This window comes from Betaproteobacteria bacterium (genome assembly GCA_016720065.1).
Classification (GTDB): Bacteria; Pseudomonadota; Gammaproteobacteria; order Burkholderiales; family Rhodocyclaceae; genus SSSZ01.
This window is the reverse complement of record JADJXY010000002.1, coordinates 1,462,058-1,479,209: the sequence shown is the minus strand read 5'-3', so window position 1 is coordinate 1,479,209 and position 17,152 is coordinate 1,462,058. Positions and strand designations below refer to the sequence as shown.

20 protein-coding genes and 2 pseudogenes are annotated in these 17,152 nt (G+C 59.5%); 15 read left to right on the top strand and 7 right to left on the bottom strand.

Translation table 11 applies throughout. From position 1 onward, the window contains the following. The 13 genes from arsB (at nt 1) to IPM73_10000 (ending at nt 8,766) form a co-directional block, all read left to right on the top strand. Entirely contained in the window at nt 1-1,053 is a 1,053-nt protein-coding gene (gene arsB / locus IPM73_10060) for an ACR3 family arsenite efflux transporter (GenBank protein MBK8918372.1), read from the top strand. A 37-nt stretch (nt 1,054-1,090) separates the two neighbouring features. Then, nucleotides 1,091-1,501, top strand: coding sequence for an OsmC family protein (locus IPM73_10055; GenBank protein MBK8918371.1), 411 nt, complete (start codon nt 1,091-1,093; stop codon nt 1,499-1,501). Between the two features lies 1 nt (nt 1,502). Further along, nucleotides 1,503-2,060, top strand: a complete 558-nt coding sequence (locus tag IPM73_10050; GenBank protein MBK8918370.1) for a sigma-70 family RNA polymerase sigma factor — start codon at nt 1,503-1,505, stop codon at nt 2,058-2,060. Nucleotides 2,061-2,239: 179 nt separating this feature from the next. Further along, entirely contained in the window at nt 2,240-3,424 is a 1,185-nt protein-coding gene (locus tag IPM73_10045; GenBank protein MBK8918369.1) for an acetyl-CoA C-acyltransferase, read from the top strand. Between the two features lie 11 nt (nt 3,425-3,435). Further along, nucleotides 3,436-3,669, top strand: coding sequence for a DUF2789 domain-containing protein (locus IPM73_10040; protein ID MBK8918368.1), 234 nt, complete (start codon nt 3,436-3,438; stop codon nt 3,667-3,669). Between the two features lie 26 nt (nt 3,670-3,695). After that, a complete protein-coding gene (locus tag IPM73_10035) occupies nt 3,696-4,439 on the top strand; it encodes a sulfite exporter TauE/SafE family protein (protein ID MBK8918367.1) in 744 nt (247 codons plus the stop codon). After that, nucleotides 4,439-5,380 carry a cation transporter gene (locus tag IPM73_10030; GenBank protein ID MBK8918366.1) on the top strand — a complete coding sequence of 314 codons (942 nt, stop codon included), beginning with the start codon at nt 4,439-4,441 and terminating at the stop codon, nt 5,378-5,380. Before IPM73_10035 ends, IPM73_10030 begins: the two co-directional genes overlap by 1 nt. A gap of 151 nt (nt 5,381-5,531) precedes the next feature. Continuing rightward, nucleotides 5,532-6,128 (top strand): TraR/DksA C4-type zinc finger protein, encoded by a 597-nt coding sequence (locus IPM73_10025; protein ID MBK8918365.1) that lies wholly within the window; start codon nt 5,532-5,534, stop codon nt 6,126-6,128. Nucleotides 6,129-6,170: 42 nt separating this feature from the next. Beyond that, nucleotides 6,171-6,566, top strand: coding sequence for a hypothetical protein (locus tag IPM73_10020; GenBank protein MBK8918364.1), 396 nt, complete (start codon nt 6,171-6,173; stop codon nt 6,564-6,566). A 33-nt stretch (nt 6,567-6,599) separates the two neighbouring features. Next, nucleotides 6,600-6,899 carry a hypothetical protein gene (locus IPM73_10015; protein MBK8918363.1) on the top strand — a complete coding sequence of 100 codons (300 nt, stop codon included), beginning with the start codon at nt 6,600-6,602 and terminating at the stop codon, nt 6,897-6,899. 27 nt (nt 6,900-6,926) lie between these two features. Continuing rightward, a complete protein-coding gene (locus tag IPM73_10010) occupies nt 6,927-8,180 on the top strand; it encodes a ferric reductase-like transmembrane domain-containing protein (protein MBK8918362.1) in 1,254 nt (417 codons plus the stop codon). Further along, nucleotides 8,177-8,545 (top strand): cytochrome b5 domain-containing protein, encoded by a 369-nt coding sequence (locus IPM73_10005; protein ID MBK8918361.1) that lies wholly within the window; start codon nt 8,177-8,179, stop codon nt 8,543-8,545. The genes IPM73_10010 and IPM73_10005 overlap by 4 nt, the downstream gene beginning before the upstream one ends. Nucleotides 8,546-8,547: 2 nt before the next feature. Continuing rightward, nucleotides 8,548-8,766 carry a hypothetical protein gene (locus IPM73_10000; GenBank protein MBK8918360.1) on the top strand — a complete coding sequence of 73 codons (219 nt, stop codon included), beginning with the start codon at nt 8,548-8,550 and terminating at the stop codon, nt 8,764-8,766. Between the two features lie 50 nt (nt 8,767-8,816). Here the strand turns inward: IPM73_10000 and IPM73_09995 are convergent, their stop codons facing one another. The 7 genes and pseudogenes from IPM73_09995 to IPM73_09965 all read right to left on the bottom strand — a co-directional run bounded on the left by IPM73_09995 (nt 8,817) and on the right by IPM73_09965 (nt 15,037). Further along, nucleotides 8,817-9,593, bottom strand: a complete 777-nt coding sequence (locus tag IPM73_09995) for an ATP-binding protein (protein MBK8918359.1) — start codon at nt 9,591-9,593, stop codon at nt 8,817-8,819. Further along, a pseudogene (locus tag IPM73_09990) lies at nt 9,583-11,093 on the bottom strand (IS21 family transposase). The gene IPM73_09995 and the pseudogene IPM73_09990 overlap by 11 nt, the downstream one beginning before the upstream one ends. Nucleotides 11,094-11,207: 114 nt before the next feature. Next, nucleotides 11,208-12,143, bottom strand: a pseudogene (locus tag IPM73_09985) (toprim domain-containing protein). Continuing rightward, nucleotides 12,130-13,743 carry an ATP-binding protein gene (locus IPM73_09980; GenBank protein MBK8918358.1) on the bottom strand — a complete coding sequence of 538 codons (1,614 nt, stop codon included), beginning with the start codon at nt 13,741-13,743 and terminating at the stop codon, nt 12,130-12,132. Before IPM73_09980 ends, IPM73_09985 begins: the two are co-directional and overlap by 14 nt. Before the next feature lie 69 nt (nt 13,744-13,812). Further along, nucleotides 13,813-14,130, bottom strand: coding sequence for a hypothetical protein (locus tag IPM73_09975; GenBank protein ID MBK8918357.1), 318 nt, complete (start codon nt 14,128-14,130; stop codon nt 13,813-13,815). A 9-nt stretch (nt 14,131-14,139) separates the two neighbouring features. Beyond that, nucleotides 14,140-14,397 carry a hypothetical protein gene (locus tag IPM73_09970; protein MBK8918356.1) on the bottom strand — a complete coding sequence of 86 codons (258 nt, stop codon included), beginning with the start codon at nt 14,395-14,397 and terminating at the stop codon, nt 14,140-14,142. Between the two features lie 61 nt (nt 14,398-14,458). Continuing rightward, entirely contained in the window at nt 14,459-15,037 is a 579-nt protein-coding gene (locus tag IPM73_09965) for a hypothetical protein (GenBank protein MBK8918355.1), read from the bottom strand. Nucleotides 15,038-15,584: 547 nt separating this feature from the next. Between IPM73_09965 and IPM73_09960 the strand changes: the two genes are divergently transcribed. Then, nucleotides 15,585-16,358: a DUF1845 family protein gene (locus IPM73_09960; protein MBK8918354.1), complete on the top strand. Its 774-nt coding sequence runs from the start codon at nt 15,585-15,587 to the stop codon at nt 16,356-16,358. A gap of 90 nt (nt 16,359-16,448) precedes the next feature. Beyond that, a complete protein-coding gene (locus IPM73_09955; protein MBK8918353.1) occupies nt 16,449-16,811 on the top strand; it encodes a helix-turn-helix transcriptional regulator in 363 nt (120 codons plus the stop codon). Nucleotides 16,812-17,152: the final 341 nt, after the last annotated feature.

Genomic DNA, 17,152 nt, shown 5'->3' with positions numbered 1-17,152 from the left:
ATGAGTGAAGTTACCAAAAAACTATCCTTTCTCGACCGCTACCTGACGGTCTGGATCTTCGCCGCGATGGCGCTGGGCATCGGCCTGGGCTATTTGGTGCCGGGTACCGAGGCCTTCATCAACCGCTTCCAGGTCGGGACGACCAATATCCCGATTGCGCTGGGCCTGATCCTGATGATGTACCCGCCCTTCGCCAAGGTGCGTTATGAGGAATTGCCCGACGTCTTCAAAGACAAGAAGGTACTCGGCCTGTCGCTGGTGCAGAACTGGATCCTCGGGCCGATCTTGATGTTCGCGCTGGCCATCATCTTCCTGCCGGACAAGCCGGAATACATGGTCGGCCTGATCCTGATCGGGCTGGCCCGCTGCATCGCCATGGTCATTGTCTGGAACGAAATAGCCAAGGGTTCGACCGAGTACGCGGCTGGTCTGGTTGCCTTCAACTCGATCTTCCAGGTACTGTTTTTCAGTATCTATGCCTGGTTCTTCGTCACCGTGTTGCCGCCGATGTTCGGGCTGAGCGGCATGGTGGTCGATGTCTCGATCGGCCAGATCGCCGAAAGCGTCTTCATCTACCTTGGCATTCCTTGCGTTGCCGGCGTCCTGACCCGCGTCATCATGCTGCGCTACGTGACCAAGGAGTGGTATCACACGCACTTCGTACCGAAAATCGGTCCGATTACCCTGGTCGCATTGCTATTCACCATCGTCGTCATGTTCAGCCTCAAGGGCCAACTGATTGTCAGCATTCCCCTCGACGTCGTGCGCATCGCCATCCCGTTGCTGATTTACTTCGTGATCATGTTCCTGTTCTCGTTCTACATGAGCAAGCGGGTTGGGGCGAACTACAAAAAGTGCACCACGCTGTCCTTCACCGCTGCCAGCAATAACTTCGAGCTGGCCATTGCGGTGGCGATCGCTGTCTACGGCATCAATTCCGGTGCCGCTTTCGCAGCAGTGATTGGCCCGTTGGTCGAAGTACCGGTCATGATTGCGCTGGTCAGCCTTTCGCTGTGGTTCAAGAAACGGTTTTTCCCGACCGAAACTGCTTGATAATCGACGCGTCCTTCCAATCGACCGGGGTTTGATCATGCTTGAGTACGAAGTCTTCGCCCAGCGGCTATCAGCACAGGGCAGCGTGGCGACCACCAAGTGCGCCGAGGTGGCGCTCGATACCAATCTCGACGGTCGGGAGGATGCGTTCAATCCGGCCGAATTGCTGCTCGCTGCGCTATCGGCCTGCATGCTGAAGGGTATCGAGCGCGTTACGCCGATGCTCAAGTTCGAATTCCGGGGTGTGGCGGTGCGCATTCATGGCTGGCGGCAGGATGCGCCGCCGAAGATGGCGCGTATTGAATACACCGTCTGGGTCGACAGTGATGAACCTGATCGGCGGCTTGAGTTGCTGCATGAAAATCTCAAGAAATACGGGACGGTTTTCAATACGGTTTCGGCCGGCTGCGAGCTGACCGGGACCCTGCGCCGTGGGCTGCCGGACTAGTATGGGCGTGCCCTGCCTGCTCACCGCCTGGGAGGCCCATGAGGCTGAATTGCACGGTTTTTTGCGCCACCGTTCCGGCTTGGTCGACGAAGCTGACGACCTGTTGCAGGAAGTCTTCATCCGGGCGTTACGACAGGATACGCAGTTTTGCATCATCGAAAATCCCAGGGCATGGCTCTTCCAGGTCGCCCGGAATATCGTGGCCGACCGTTTTCGGCATACCCACGAGCATGTGCCGCTGCCCGGCGATGTTCCCGAGGTGTTGCTCGATGAAGCGCCCACGGTCGACGCTTTGAGCCAATGCCTGCCGAGGGTGCTCTCCGAACTGTCGGCCGATGACCGGCTGGCAATCACTTTCTGCGACATTGAAGGAAATTCGCAGCAGGCCCTGGCTGAACATCTCGGCATTTCCCTGCCGGGGGCAAAATCCAGAATCCAGAGGGCCCGGCAGCGACTGCGCGAGCAGTTGGTCTGCGCTTGCCAGGTCACGTTCGACGACAAGGGCGATGTTTGCTGCTTCGTTCCGCGGCCCCCTCTGACGGACTCGCCGGACAAGTAACGCTGGCGAAATTCTATTTTTTGCCCAAAATTCGGGTTGACCGTAGCAATCATCATCTCCGGCAGAAAAACCGATTTTGCTGCATCTTTTTCATGCGGCGTTCGTCTTCACAAGTGAGCGGCAGTCCGGCTTGGGCCGGCTGACCAGACGAATGATTCATCCTTGTGGAGGTTCTCATCATGAGCGCAATCGACGTTGTCCTGTGTAATCTCGTTCGTACCCCTATCGGCACCTATGCTGGCAGTCTGAAATCGACGCCAGCGACTGAACTCGGTGCGACGGTCATCCGCGAAACCCTGAAGCGTTCCGGACTGGCTGCGGAAAAAATTGAAACGCTGGTCATGGGCCAGGTGATCCAGGCCGGCAGCAAGATGAACCCTGCCCGGCAGGCCGGCATTCAGGCCGGGTTGCCGGTCGAGGTTCCGGCCCTGGCCGTCAATCGGGTCTGCGGCTCCGGCGCCCAGGGGATTGTCAGTGCGGCCCAGGAGGTCTGGGCGGGCTTTCTCAAGTGCGCCATCGCCGGCGGCATGGAAAATATGGACATGGCCCCCTACCTGCTGCCGCAGGGCCGCTGGGGCGCCCGCATGGGCGATGTGCCGCTGCTCGACAGCATGTTGCTGGATGGCCTGAACGATGCCTTCTCCGGACAGCACTCGGGTTGGCATACCGAAGATCTGGTTAGTAAGTACGGTATCAGCCGCGCGGATCAGGATGCTTGGGCGCTGCGTTCGCAATTGAGTTTTTCGGCGGCGCAGGCTGCCGGGAAGTTCGCGGCGGAAATTATCTCGGTAGAAATCAAGGGGCGCAAAGGGCCGGAACAGTTCGGCAAGGACGAGCACAACCGACCGGAAACCACAGCGGATTCCCTGGCCAAGCTCAAGCCGGCCTTTCGCAAGGAGGGCAGCATAACGGCCGGCAATGCGCCGGGGCTGAATAGCGGGGCGGCGGCGATGATCGTTGCCGAGCGTGGTTTTGCCGAGGCCAACGGTTTGCAGCCGATGGCGAGATTGGTCGCCTACGGCGTGGCCGCCGTTGAGCCGGGATTTTTCGGTATCGGTCCGGTGCCGGCGGTGCGTCAGGCGCTGGCGCGGGCCGGTTGGCAAGTCAGCGACGTCGATCGCGCCGAAATCAACGAAGCCTTTGCCGCGATTGCCATTGCCTGTACCCGCGAACTCGGGCTGGCGCCGGAGGTGGTCAACGTCGAGGGTGGCGCCATCGCCCACGGTCATCCCAACGGCGCTTCGGGCGCCGTGCTGACGACGCGGCTGCTGCACTCGATGCAACGCGATGGCCTGAAGCGTGGCATCGTGACGCTATGCATCGGTGGCGGCCAAGGCATCGCCCTGGCGCTGGAAATGCTTTGAGGAGTCCAATCATGGAAGCACCCGTACATCAATTGAGCGAACTTTTTCGCCAACTGGGATTGCCGGATGAAGCCCCTGCCATCGAGCAGTTCATTGCCAGCCATCGCCCGCTGGATGGCGCGATTCGATTGGCAGATGCCTCTTTCTGGAATACGGCGCAGGCGCAATTTCTGCGCGAAGAAATTGCCGATGATGCCGACTGGGCGGAACTGGTCGATACGTTGGATAACCGTCTGCGTGCCTGAGATGAGCAGGCATTGAGGGGCGCGTCGTGACGTTGCTGATTGCTGCTGTGGTCACGCTGGTTTTGACGACGGTCCTGTCGATGGCCGGGGTGGGCGCCGCATTCGTGCTGATCCCGGTCTTTCTTGCCCTTGGCGTGGAACTGCATTCAGCCATGGCCACGGCCTTGCTCCTCAATACGATAGGCATGAGCATTGCCTCGTTCACCTTCGTGCGCAAGGGCTTGGTCGCTTGGAAACTGGTCGTGCCGATGCTGCTGGTTGCGGTGCTGGCGTCGCCGCTCGGGGTTCGCGTCGGGCAGGGGATGGATCGCGCCATGCTCTTGTGGCTGTTTGTCGGCTTCCTGTTGTTTGCCAGCAGCATGATGTGGTTCTACCGTCCAAAGCCCCGGTCGGTGCCGCATTCCGCGCATTCCGGCCTGCTTCTCGGTACTCCCGTCGGTGCCGTCGCCGGCTTTGTTGGCGGGCTGCTCGGGGTGGGCGGCGGGAACATCATCGTGCCGGCCTTGGTCGCCTCCGGCCTGGAGCCAAAGCGAGCCTCGGCCAGCGCCTCCTTCGTGGTGATCTTTGCCTCGCTCTCCGGTTTTCTGGCGCACGTGCAAGTCGCCGAAATTAGTCCTGACCTATTGGCCACCACCGTCGTCGCCACCGCCATCGGGGCCGGGCTGGGTGCCTGGCTGGCGAGCGAGAAACTACGGGCCGAGCAACTCAAACGCGTCATTGCCCTCGTTCTGGTCGCCGTGGCCATCAAAACTGCCTGGAGTCTCCTGTAATGGCCACAAGCCCGGTTGAGCACGACCACGATCATGAACATGAACACGCCCATACCCATCGCGCCGCTGGTCGAAGCTTGGTGATCGCACTGATACTGACGCTGGGCTATGCCGTGGTCGAGATGCTGTCGGGATGGCGGGCCGGTTCGCTGGCCCTGCTGGCCGATGCCGGTCACATGGTGACCGATGGTGCGGCGCTCGGTTTGTCGGCGCTGGCTGCCTGGCTGGCTTCGTTGCCGCCGAGCCGGCGCCATAGCTATGGGCTGGGCAAGGCCGAACTGCTGGCTGCGCTGGTCAATGCGCTCTCCATGCTGGCCGTGGTTTTCGGCATTGGCGTCGAAGCGTGGCAGCGCCTGCAATCACCGGCCAGTATCGATGGCGCTACGGTCGGGATCGTGGCGATCATCGGCTTGCTGGTGAATCTGGGGGTTGCCTGGATTCTTTCCCGGGGTGAGCAGAATCTCAATGTCCGTGGTGCGCTGCTGCACGTCATGGGCGATGTGCTGGGTTCGGTGGCGGCGATTGTGGCCGGGGCAGTCATCTACTTCACGAACTGGACGCCGATCGATCCGCTGCTTTCGCTGCTGATCGGCGGCCTCATCCTTTCATCGAGCGTGCGGCTGCTGAAGGAAGCCTTGCACGGGACGCTGGACGGCGTGCCCTTCCATATCGATCTCGACGAATTGGGGCGGGAGTTGGCAGGGGTCCAGGGCGTAAAGGAAATCCACGATCTGCATGTCTGGCCAATTGCCTCGGAAAAGATGGCGCTTACCGCGCATGTCCGTATCGCCAATCTGTTCGACTGGCCCGGGATACTGCTCGGCTTAACTGAAATCGCCGAGCATGAAGGGATTCAACATGTCACCTTTCAGGCTGAATTGCATAGCGACGAGCCGCAAGGTATCCACTTCTCTCGCAGCGGCCGATGTGATCTGCGGTGATCGGTTGTTTCGATGCAGTGATTATGCCCACTTTGGTCTGCCGTAAAGTGAATATCGTGCTGCAGCCGGCTTACGAAAGCTGAATCAGCCTGCATCTTTTCCTGGGTAGTGTCGTCTTCACAAGCAAGAGCACCTTTTCCAGGAGACGATCATGACAACCCCCTTCATTCCCCCCGAATGGGCTTTTGAATTTCACGGTCACCAATGTCCATTCATGCCACTCGGCTACCGGATGGCACGGCTGGCTATGGAAAAACTCGGCGTCGAGCGCGAAAAGGACCACGGCTTCTTTGTCTTCCCGGAACTCGGCGAAGGTCACCCGCAAACCTGCCTGATGGACGGTCTCCAGGTCGCGACCGGGGCGACTTATGGCAAGGTGATGATCGCCAAAACCTTCTATGGCAAGTTGGCCGCCGTTTTCTATCACCCGGCCAAAGGTGCGGTCCGTTTCTCGCTGAAACCGGAATTCATCGATGCCATGGGCAAATTCCCGTTCTTCGCGTTCCGCAAGCAGGGCATGGAGCCCTCGCTGATTCCCGCCGAGGCGCGCGACGAGATCATCAACTGGGTCTATGAGCAGGCGGATGACTTCGTTTTCAAGGTCGAAGACAAGCCCGATTTCAAATTTACGCCGGTGAAAGGCTCCTTCAATAAAACCAAATGCAGTGCCTGTGGCGAGTATGTGTTCGAGCGCTATGTGCGAACCAGGGATGGTCAGCCCGTTTGCATTCCTTGTTCCGGTTATTGAGCGCATCATGATGGTGCTGGCCAATCACAAGAGGAGACTGAAATGGAACTGATCAAACAGATTCTGGCGTCCTTCGAAGGAACGCTGCCCAATGACAGCAAGACCGCCGCCGCCATCGCCAGAGGAGCGTCAGCGGAAGAGATTGCAGCCTGTGCCACCGATGAAGGCTTGCATGCCTTGGCTGGGGCCTTGTTCGAGGCCTGTGAGGAAGGGGCTGAAGACGGCCACCTCGACAACTCGGCACGAGTCACCGGCGCACTGGCCGAGCGCCTCAAGGAGTTCCGTCAAGGGCTGCCGCCGGCCTGTGAAACGGCACGTCTGATCGATGCGGGTGCCCGTCTGGAAGAAATATCGGAGGCGGCTGAAAAGGAAGGGCTGAACGCCTTGGCGACCATGCTCTTCGAGGCCGAGCAGGAGCAGGGCAAGGACCCGGCCTGAAATACCGATAACGCTGGCGCAGGGAGGCTGCCCATGAGATCGCATAGATTGTTGATGACATTATCCGGCGCGTTGCTGCTGGTCTCAGCATTTACCGCCGAGGCTCGCGGCCCTTGGCGGGCCAGTGAAGACAATACCCGGGGTTGGCAATTCATGACCCCGGAGGAGCGCGTCGAACACCAGGCGCGCGTCCGTGGCTTCAAGACGCTTGATGAATGCCGGGCCTACCAGCAAGAACATCACCGCCTGATGGAGCAACGGGCCAAGGAGAAGGGCTCGGCAATGCCAACCGGTGGGCGCGATATCTGCGAGCATCTGAAGCCGGCGAGCTAAAGCAACGAAACCATGGCGGAATCCTCAATGTCTCGCCTGCGTACCCTGTCGCTGCCGACCCTGCTTTGGCTCTTCGTGGGGGCGCCTGTCTTTTGGGCATTCCCCGAAGGGCTGCCTTTCTGGCGTGCGGTCGGGATCGTCCTGGGCTGGGCGGGGGCAGGTCTGCTTTTATTCAATTTGCTGCTGATGGTGCGCGAGGTTCGCCTGGCCAGTAGTCTGGGCGGACTGGAGCGAATTACCGCCTGGCATCACCAAACCGGCATGGCGGCTTACCTGTTGCTGCTGTTGCACCCACTGGCCTTGGCCGCCGCCGGTTGGGCCGAGTCGCCTGAACTGGCATGGCAAGTCATCTCGCCGTTTTCGGAAAACTGGCCGGTCTGGCTGGGCTGGGCTGGATTGATCTTCCTGATGCTGGGTCTGGCCACGACCTTCATGAGCCGCCTTGCCTACAGTACCTGGCGATGGCTGCACGGCTTGCTTGGGCTGGGCGTCTTGATCGGCTTTATCCATGTCCTGCAACTCGGGATTAGCGCCGGGGGCTTGCTTGCCCTGGCTGCCGCCGTCCTGCTCCTGTTCTGGCGTCTGCTGCGTGTCGACCTCGGAACTGCTGCAAAGCCCTATATCGTGACTTCAGTGCGCTCGGTGGCGCAGTCGATGGTTGAGGTTTCGCTGAAACCATTGGCCATGCCGGTCGATGCCGTGCCGGGGCAATTCATCCTGACGGCATTCTTTCGGGGGCCAAGCTATCAAGGCTGTGGCGAATTTCATCCATTTACCATCAGTGGCATTGGGCTTGAGCACGAGCTGCGTATCGGGGTGAAGGCTCTGGGCGACTGTACTCGACGCATGCAGCGCCTGGAACCCGGCGTTTCCGCCCGGGTACATGGCCCCTTTGGCGAATTCCTGAAGGCTTTGCCATCTCGCCCGCTGTTGTGGGTGGCGGGGGGTATCGGGATTACGCCGTTTATCGGCTTTCTGCGGCAGCAACCGGTCGAGACGCCAACGACCCTGATCTATTTGTATCGCGACGAGCAGGATGCCGCCTATCTCGATGAACTGAGCAAATTATCGGCAAACAGCCCCGGACTTGCCCTGCAGGCGGAGGCTACGGGAACGGGAGTGCCGAATCTGAACCGGTTATTGCCAGGAGCTGAAGCACTGGTCAACCACGAGTGCTACGTCTGCGGTCCACCGGGCTTGATCGACGCTGTTTCCCGGATTCTGCTTGACCGTAGTGTCCCCATTGAACGAATCCATTTTGAGCATTTCGACTTCCGATGACACGCAAACTCTATATCGTTTCGACGACAGCCTTCTGGCTGGTCGTTTTCGGGCTGGGCATGACTTCCGCACTTTGGAATCCTGTCGAACAGGGCGATGCACAGGCTCAGGGAAAAACCATCACGCTGGCAGAACTGGCCAAACATGCCGCGCCGGGAAATTGCTGGATGGCGATTCGCGGATCGGTCTATGACCTCAGTGCCTACCTGCCGGCCCATCCCTCGCCGCCGGACATCGTCTTGCCCTGGTGCGGGAAGGAGGCGACGGAAGCCTACAACACGAAAACCAAAGGTCGTCCGCACGCGCCTTATGCTGACGAACTGCTGGCAAAATACCGTATCGGGACATTGGCGAAAGCGCCCTGACCATGAATGCATGTGGACCATCGACTTGCTATCAGGAACTGGTGCCGGGTTGCCCGGCGCCGGATGGCCCGCCTCTGGGGGTTATCGAGGAGGTGCAGGGGCCTGTCGTCGATGTTCGCTGTTCCCGCCTGCCACCCTTGCACCGGGCGATTTACGTCTGCCTGAACGGGGAGCGTTTCACCTTCGAGGTGCATCGCCTGTTGAGTTGCACGCAAAACTGACCCGGGATTTGCACTGAAATCTGACCCACCCGAATGAGCCGAAGTATGGCTCAGGTCATTGCTGGATTTCTAGTCTTCACCTCCTTGCTAGCCTTGGTTGAACTGTTCTTGAAGCGGTAACTTTCGTTGCCGGTTTCGACGATATGGCAGTGATGGGTCAGCCGATCGAGTAGCGCAGTGGTCATCTTCGGGTCGCCGAATATGTTGGCCCATTCTGAGAAACTCAGGTTTGTCGTGATGATCAGGCTGGTCTTCTCGTAGAGTTTGCTCATCAGATGGAATAGCAGGGCGCCGCCGTTCTGACTGAAAGGCAGGTAGCCCAACTCATCAAGAATCACCAGATCAGCATGCACCAGTCGATGGGCAATCTGTCCTTGTTTGCCGGCCAGTTTCTCCTGTTCCAGCGCATTGACCAGATCGACTGTCGAGAAGAAGCGGACCCGCTGATGGGCATGCATGATGGCCTGCACACTGATGGCGGTGGCCAGATGGGTCTTGCCGGTGCCAGGCCCGCCGATCAGTACGACATTGTGGGCAGAGTCCATGAACTCTCCTCGATGCAGATGACGAACCAAAGCTTCATTGACGACGCTTTGCGTAAAATCGAATCCCGACAGATCACGGTAAGCCGGGAAGCGGGCAATCTTCATCTGGTAATTGACCGATCGAACTTCCCGTTCCGCCAGTTCGGCTTTGAGCAGACTATCCAGGATTGATTGCGCATTCAGATAGGCTGGCGAACTCTGGGCCGCCAGTTCCTCAATGGCTTGTGCCATGCCGAAGAGCTTCAACGACTTCAGCGTGGTGATCATGGCCTCAGGCAACATGACGTACCTCCCTCAGACTGTCGTAACGCGTGACGTTGGCCTGTGGCTCGATCCTTAGCACCAGCGCCTGCGGCGCATCGATTGGCGCCGGTGGCGGCAACTCCACCAATCGTCCGAGCAGATTGAGTACATGCTGTTTCGAGGCAGCCCCCGCATCAAGGGCCATCTCGACCGCTGTCAGTACGGCTTGCTCATCGTGATGGAGCACCAGGGCAAGTATATCGACCATTTCCCGATCACCCCTGGCCGTTTCAGGAGGGCTGACTGGAGGCGCTTGAAGCCGTCGGGGAATTCGGCAAAGGGTGCGCCATTTCTTAATGCACCGGGCTTGCGTTGCAAGACAGAGAGGTAGTGCCGCCAGTCGTAGATTGTGCGACTGAAGTCATGTCGCCGATCGATGATGCGCGGGTGCTCGGCGATCACGTTGCCTTCGGCCGCCACCACGAGATGATCGGCATAGACCCGCAGGCTGACCGGCCGGTTGGCAAATGAAGCAGGAACGCTATAACGGTTACGTTCGAAGTTGATCAGACAGGTCGGCGAGACGCGTTTGGTATGTTCGACGAAACCATCGAAGGGGGCTGGCACGGCCATCAATTGGGCCTGCTCATCGATCCAGGCTTCAGCGACAGTGCCGGGCAATTCAGGGTGACGCAGTTCTTGCCACAGCGTCAGGCAGCGCTGTTCCAGCCAGGCATTGAGGGCATCCAGATTCTCGAAGGCGGGTGCACCTTGCCAGATGCGATGCCGGGAGTCCTGGACGTTCTTCTCGATCTGCCCCTTCTCCCAGCCGGAGGCCGGATTGCAGAACTCGGCTTCAAACAGGAAGTGGCTGACCATGGCCTTGAAACGGGTGTTGATGTCTCGGGCTTTGCCTTTCCGGATTCGATCCACCGCTGTCTTCATATTGTCGTAGATGCCGCGCCGGGGAACGCCACCCACGACCCGGAAAGCATGGTTGTGGGCATCGAACAGCATCTCATGGGTCTGCAACGGATAGGCCCGCAGGAAGAAGGCCCGGCTGTACGAGAGTTTGAGTTGGGCCACCTGTAGTTTGGTCTTCACGCCGGCAATGACCGCCCAGTCTTCGCTCCAGTCGAACTGGAAGGCTTCGCCTGGAGCAAAGGTCAGCGGAATGAAAGTGCCACGACCGGTCGTTCCGGCCGCTTCCTGCTGCGCTTGTCGCCAATTCCTGGCGAAGGCAGCGACCCGGTCATAGGAGCCTTCATAACCCAGAGAGGTAAGGTCGGCATAGATCTGCCGCAGATTTCGCCGCTGCTTGCGATTCTTCTTCGCTTCCGTCTTGAGCCATGCGGCCAACTTCGGCGCAAACAGATCAAGCTTGCTCGGGCTATGTCGATCAGGATATTTCGGCTCGACGATGCCGGTGCTCAGATACTTCCGGATCGTGTTTCGGGACAAGCCCGTTCTCCTGGCAATTTCACGGATGGCCATGCCATCCCGCAGGTGCCAGCGCCTGATTACGCTTAATAACGCCACGTCGATCACTCCTGATTCCCCCGCTCGTTCCCGAGCAGGTCAGTGTCTATACGTGGGTCAAAATTCGATGCAAATCTATGGGGCTAGTGGGTCAGTTTTGCGTGCAACTCAACACACGAACACCTGCACCTCGCGGCTGCCTGTGCGATGCGCTTCGCGCTTCAGACGCCGGGCCAGTACGAAGGCGCCGGCCTGGCCGGCAAAGTCGCCGTCGGCATCGTTGTCGGCGTAGATCCACACTCGGCGAACCGAGTCGGGAATCCACAACTTCTCCAGATTCCCGGCGTTCAAGCCGGCCCAGAACGGCCGTCCCGTCGCGAGATACAGCGCGATGCTCTTCTCAATGCCTTCGCTGATTCCCAGGTCCTCGGTCGCCTCGAAGAGACGAACTGCGGCCCCGTTGATGCCGGACGACAGCACCTTCTTCGCATCCGGTACGGCCAGCTTGGCGCCGTCCTGGAGATAGGTCCGGTGCAAGGTGACCGCATGGCCGTCCTCGCCCTGGATGCACGCCAGCATGGCCGGATACTCGGCGACCTTGTGCGACTTGCCGTCGGCATCCTTCTGGTAGTAGCCCAGCGCCGGATGGAAGCGCAGCACCTTCGGATAGACCGGCAACGCCACGCTCCGGCTGGTCAGGTAGCGATCGACTTCATCGCCCGCCGTCACAGGTTTGGCCTCGTGCCAGATACGCTGGGCCAGTTTCTTCATGTGCTCGGCCGAAGGCTCGTTGGCCTTTACTGGCGCCGTCACCGGCATCATCCCCAGACAACGCTCGACGCCACGCAATGCGGTGTTGAAATCTATGCCCTGGAGTGCCTGCAGCAACTTGAACCCGCCACCTGGACCGCATTGGCGGCAGTGATAGTTCCCTTCACCGAACTTGTCGGTGTACTGGAAACGATCCGTGCCGCCACACAATGGGCACGGCAGATTGCGCCGCTTGAGGATGCGTTCATCGACTCCCAGGCTCGCCAGTATCTCCGTCCACCGGCCATGAGCTCGCTGCTTGACCGCTTCGATACGCGCTTCGTACTCATGATTCTGCATGGCATGCTCCTTCTTCAGTGATCAGGGCTACCGAATAGTTGGGGGCGATGCCCACGCCGACGGTGACTTGGAAGGCCTTGCCATGGAGCAAGGGATAGCGGCCCAGCCGCAACTCCTGCAATAACGAATCCAATGTCTGCACCGGATCGACAGAGCGCAGGCGACGGATCAAATCTGTTAGTGCGTCGCGGTCCGCATCCAGGTCCGAAGCGAGGAACTGCTCGTTCTCGTCGATGAAGGAGGACGCTTGACGCACCGACTCACCGGAGGTCTCGCCGGCCGGGATGTACAGGACATCCTCGTGACAGACGCCAGCGTCGGTGATTTCGGCCACGTCCTTGGTGCTACGCAGGATCACCGAGTCGCAAAGGATCACGGTGGGCCATACCCAGCGTCCTTCCAACTGCACGCGGATCTGCTCAGACACCGCTTCGACCCGCACCGTTTCCTGATCAAGGAAACGCACGTAGCGCCATGCCCAGTGCTCGGAACTCAGGCCGATCCAGTCGAAGATCAGATAGCCTTTGGCCCGGGCGAGCATCCAGCGCGCCGCGTTGTCGTCGTCCAACCAGTCGAGGGAAACCAGCGTCACTTCGCCGCTCTCGACGGCTTGCCGGGTGGGTGCTACGGCAACTTGCCGGACATAGCTGCGGTCATCGTCTTGGATTGGATAGTCGACGATTTCGTCGAACAATTCGACCGGTAGCACATCGAGATCGTTGAGTAGATCCCAGTGTCCCCAAGCGCGCATCGCCTCATAATAGATCGCAACAAAGCGCTCAGGCGGAAGCTGGCTTTTGGCGACCTCCAGCGTCTGCCGCCAGCAGGCGGCCAACTCGGCATCAATGCGCTTTTTCTGGACGTCCTCGTCGATCAGTTTGTCGCGATCCGGCAGGCGCGCCATGAATTGGCGCGAATCCAGGTGCACGACATTGACCTCGTCGAACGAGCCGTAGTTGGGCTTCATGACGCAGAAGCCCTGCAAGAAGACAAATGTGTTGTAGCTGAACTTGCCGTCCCGCGTCCCGGTGAGATGGACCGTGCCCATCGGGCTGGTCATCGTCGTCATATTCGCAACTGCAAATGGCCGCGCCAGCGTCTGGCCGTTGAACAGCACATCAACCGGAAAACCCAGGCACAAGGTCTCGATACGGCTGCCCAAATCGGGCAGATCGACCCCGTGCAGTTCTATCCGGGTGCCGGTTACTGCCTCGGCCATGGACTCGACGTCGATGGCCGCCTTGGCCAGTGCCGCCGTAGTGTCGATATCGACTCGCTGATGGCGGGAGGCGACGATACAGCGCGTGGCGGCATAGAGGCACTTCGAGAAGCCGACCCCGAAAGGGCGCTCCTCGGCACTGGTGGCATCATCCCAGCCCGATTCGTGGAAACTCAGAAGTTTCTGGAAATCGTCGAGACCACCGCCATTATCCTGGACCACCAGGATCTGCGTGCCGGCATCGTAGTCGACTTCGATGTGCGTCGCCCCGGCACGGCGGGCATTTTGCAACAACTCGGAGATGAGCGTGAAGCGGTCGGTGAAGGCATAGCGCTGGTTGCGCAAAGCTCCTTCTTCGTTGATTCGAACCTGTATCTGCATGATGTGCTCCATGAATGCAGGCGGCACCGGTCCCGGCGGGACTGGCCCGCCAAGGGGGAAGTTGACCAGTCAGCCGAGACGGCGGACCGGCGGTGTAAACAACTGGCCGACAGCCAGGGCTTCCATCAGGCTGTGCCGGAGGAATTCTCTAGGCAGCAGGTGTCGGGTGCTCAGGACCTGACCGGCGGCATCAAAACGCTCGACCTTCAGCCCAATCGGGTGCCAGTGCACCCGGTAGGCCAGCCAGTCGGCGCCGGCGATGATGAAGGTACGACCAGACTGGCCGGTGAGGACTTCGCATTCCTTGATGAGGAACTCGATGTCTTCGGGGGCCTGGACCGTCAGCAGGGCCGTTGCGCGTCCGGCGAGATGCGTTGCGGTATACATACGCTTTCCTTAAAGCATGGACGGGGAGCAGGGCAGGCCATCGGCAGTCAGTCCGGCATCCATATGATTGCTCGGCGGATCAAGGTCTTGATCGTTGATCCGTGCCAAGGGGTCGTGGCCTGCCGGCAGATCCGTCAGGCAAGATGCCCGTAGCCGTTCCTGGCGAATCTGTTCCAGCCCGACTGCGTCTTCATAGTCCAGACGTCCGGCGATGCCGTAGAGGACGAAGATCGCCAGCAGGCAAAGGACATCCTTGAAAGTGCTCATGACGATTCCTTCGAATAGGGGGGCTTGCGCGTTAGCAGCAAGCCTGAAAAGTTGGACGGGATTAAACGAACAAATCGCCTTGCACGGACATCCGCTTGATCTGTTCGTTGATCCACTGGGGGTTCTTGGAAAGTCGTGCTTCTATCCAGGCGGGGTTGTGGACGACGGCATCGCGTACCCAGTCGGGGTAACGCTCCAGCGAGGCGCTAAACCAGGCTTTGAGGCTGTGGCGGATGTGGCCGCGGATTTCTTCGGCGTCGACCAAGCCGCAATAGGCGATGGGCGACAGGGGGCTGCAACCGACCACGCGCAGGCAACTGACGAAGGAGAACGGCAGGCCGTCCTTTTCGTGTTCGCTGAACACCCAGCGCAGCGTGTCGAACTTCTCTTCAAGGGGCGTCGCGGGATCAGCCAGGTGACTGACTTCTTCAAGCAGGCGCCAATGCAGGAAGACGATGTCTTCCTCGCTCCATTCGATCGGTGCGTCCGCATCGTCGAGCATCTGCTCCAGCGCGGCGCGATCAGGAATCGCCGCCGGCCGGTGATATGAGGTAGCCGGCCAAGAGGAAAAGATGGGCGGGAATACGGGGTCCACGGGCGTGGGATGGGAAGCTTTGGGGGATAAGCTCTGATTCAGCATCGTTGGCTCCAGGAAAAATGGAGGCAACGCGCACCACGGCAGGGGGCAGATGCCCCCGTGGGGTGACGAACTGCCGAGCCGCTAGAGGCGGTACGGCGCTATGGAAAGAAGAAACTCCAGGGCTGGCTTGAACGGGCGGTACGAACCGCCGTGATCGGTATACCAGCGACCGATCGAGAAAGGCTTTCGGGGGAAGGGCGTCCGGGAAGCGGAAACAGAGACGCCGCGCCCCTGCCTCGAAAACTTCCCGCGATGGCATGGGTGCGATCGGCAGCGGAATCACCACCGGCAGGACTGACGAGTGCCGCACCTGCGAAACTCAATGGTGCGCGACAAACGGATTACTCCAAGGCTTGCCTAGTTTGAATGCAGGGCCAGCTACTGCATGACGTAAAGGTAGCGGCCGGCATTGCCGCGGTCAATCCCGAAAATCCGCCTCGATTGGCCCCGATGCCGAAAGGCCCCTCAAGCGTCGGCCATTTCCGGTGGCGAATGAACTGCCCTCTGCGGAAGATTGCTGCGAAAGCGGTATTTCGAGGAGCACGGCATGTCAGAGATCCAGATCGTCAAGATAGATGAGGGTGGCGTTAACGCACGCATCCTCGCCAAGGAGGCCAAGGCTGATTTTCGGCGAGTAGAAGCCGCCAGCCTGAAAATGCCCACGCGTTTCACTAGCGCCGAGGGCAAGCGTTTCTTCGCGCGGCTGTTCAATACCCTGCAACTCAACGCGCACTTCATCTCGGTGATTGCTCGTACCAGGCTGGACCATGACGACGTGGCGAAGATCGAGGACACAATCCGCGCCCAGATGGACACGGTGAGCGAGAGTTTGAACAAGGCCATCGATGGCGCTGAAGCGCTCTTCAAGGCCTACGCCATCACCAGTACGGCGACCTATGACACTGTGCCGCTGGATGTCGAAGTTCATGTGCTGTCATCCAGTGGCCGCCGCTTTCTCGAGGTGCTGGGTAAACTCGACCAGTTGATGCCACTGTTGCAGACCCTGGAAATCCATGAAGTGATCACCACGCAGGCAGTGGATATTCAACGTGCGAGCCTCAAACGGCAAGTGCGCGATATCGCCAATGGCGCGCGCAATTTCGCCATGGGGCTGCGGCGGCGAATGAACGCCATGGGCGCGCGTGATGGCGAAGGCCGAAGCGCGGACGGCCAGCAGGAGACTGCCGTGGTAGATAGGGCGGACGAACCCAGGGCGGAAGGTGATGGAGAGGTCGAACCGGCAGTGATGACCTTCGACACGCAATTATTCGAAGTCTTGGAAAGTGACCCGCCGTCCCCTTTGCCATTTCCTCTGAGCTGAAATCAACAAGTATGTAGGTTCATATAGCAATATAAGACACCCTGTTTCAACCCTTCGGAGACCGTCATTCTTGTCGATTAAAAGGACAACATGATGGCGGTAAAGAAGAAAGACTCCGTTGCTCTGGCGAGGCACCTTGGGGGCAACCTATGCAAGCGGCGCAAACAGTTGGGATGGACACAGGAAACAGTTGCGGAGCGGGTCGGCGTGGATGTCGAAACCGTATCCCGCATTGAGCGCGGAGCACATCTGCCATCGCTGCCTACGCTAGACAGGCTCGCGGTTGTGCTGTGCTGTTCTGCTGGCGATCTGTTGTCGAAAGAAGGACCCGTCGAGGCCAGCGAAGCTGCGACCTTTGGCGCATGGATCTCCGAACTTGGACCCGATGATCGGGCATTCGTTATGTCGGTAGTGCGGAATTGTTGTGAACACTTGGGTAAACGCTCGAAGTAGCAGATGTTCCTGCCGACGGGAGGAATACAGGGAACTCAATGGTGTGCGGGAAGCCCTTCAAACACCTCCACGGAAGCTTCCTGAGTCACCTCAAGGGATTCTGTGAGATGCCGCCAGCACAAACCATGGCCCTTTCCGCCAAGGCAAGCTTGATTCTGGCCAGATTTGCCCGCGATCCGGTTTTCCGGCCGCAAGCTTGATCTCGGCGAGCCAGAATGGGTTCTCTACCTGTGCCATCTCCAATCGCTGGCCGGCACGGACTCTTGAGGCGGGCGGGTTCTGGAGCGTCTTGCGCCTGCCAACGGGCACCCATATTGTGTAGTCAGGTTCTCCGTCAGCCC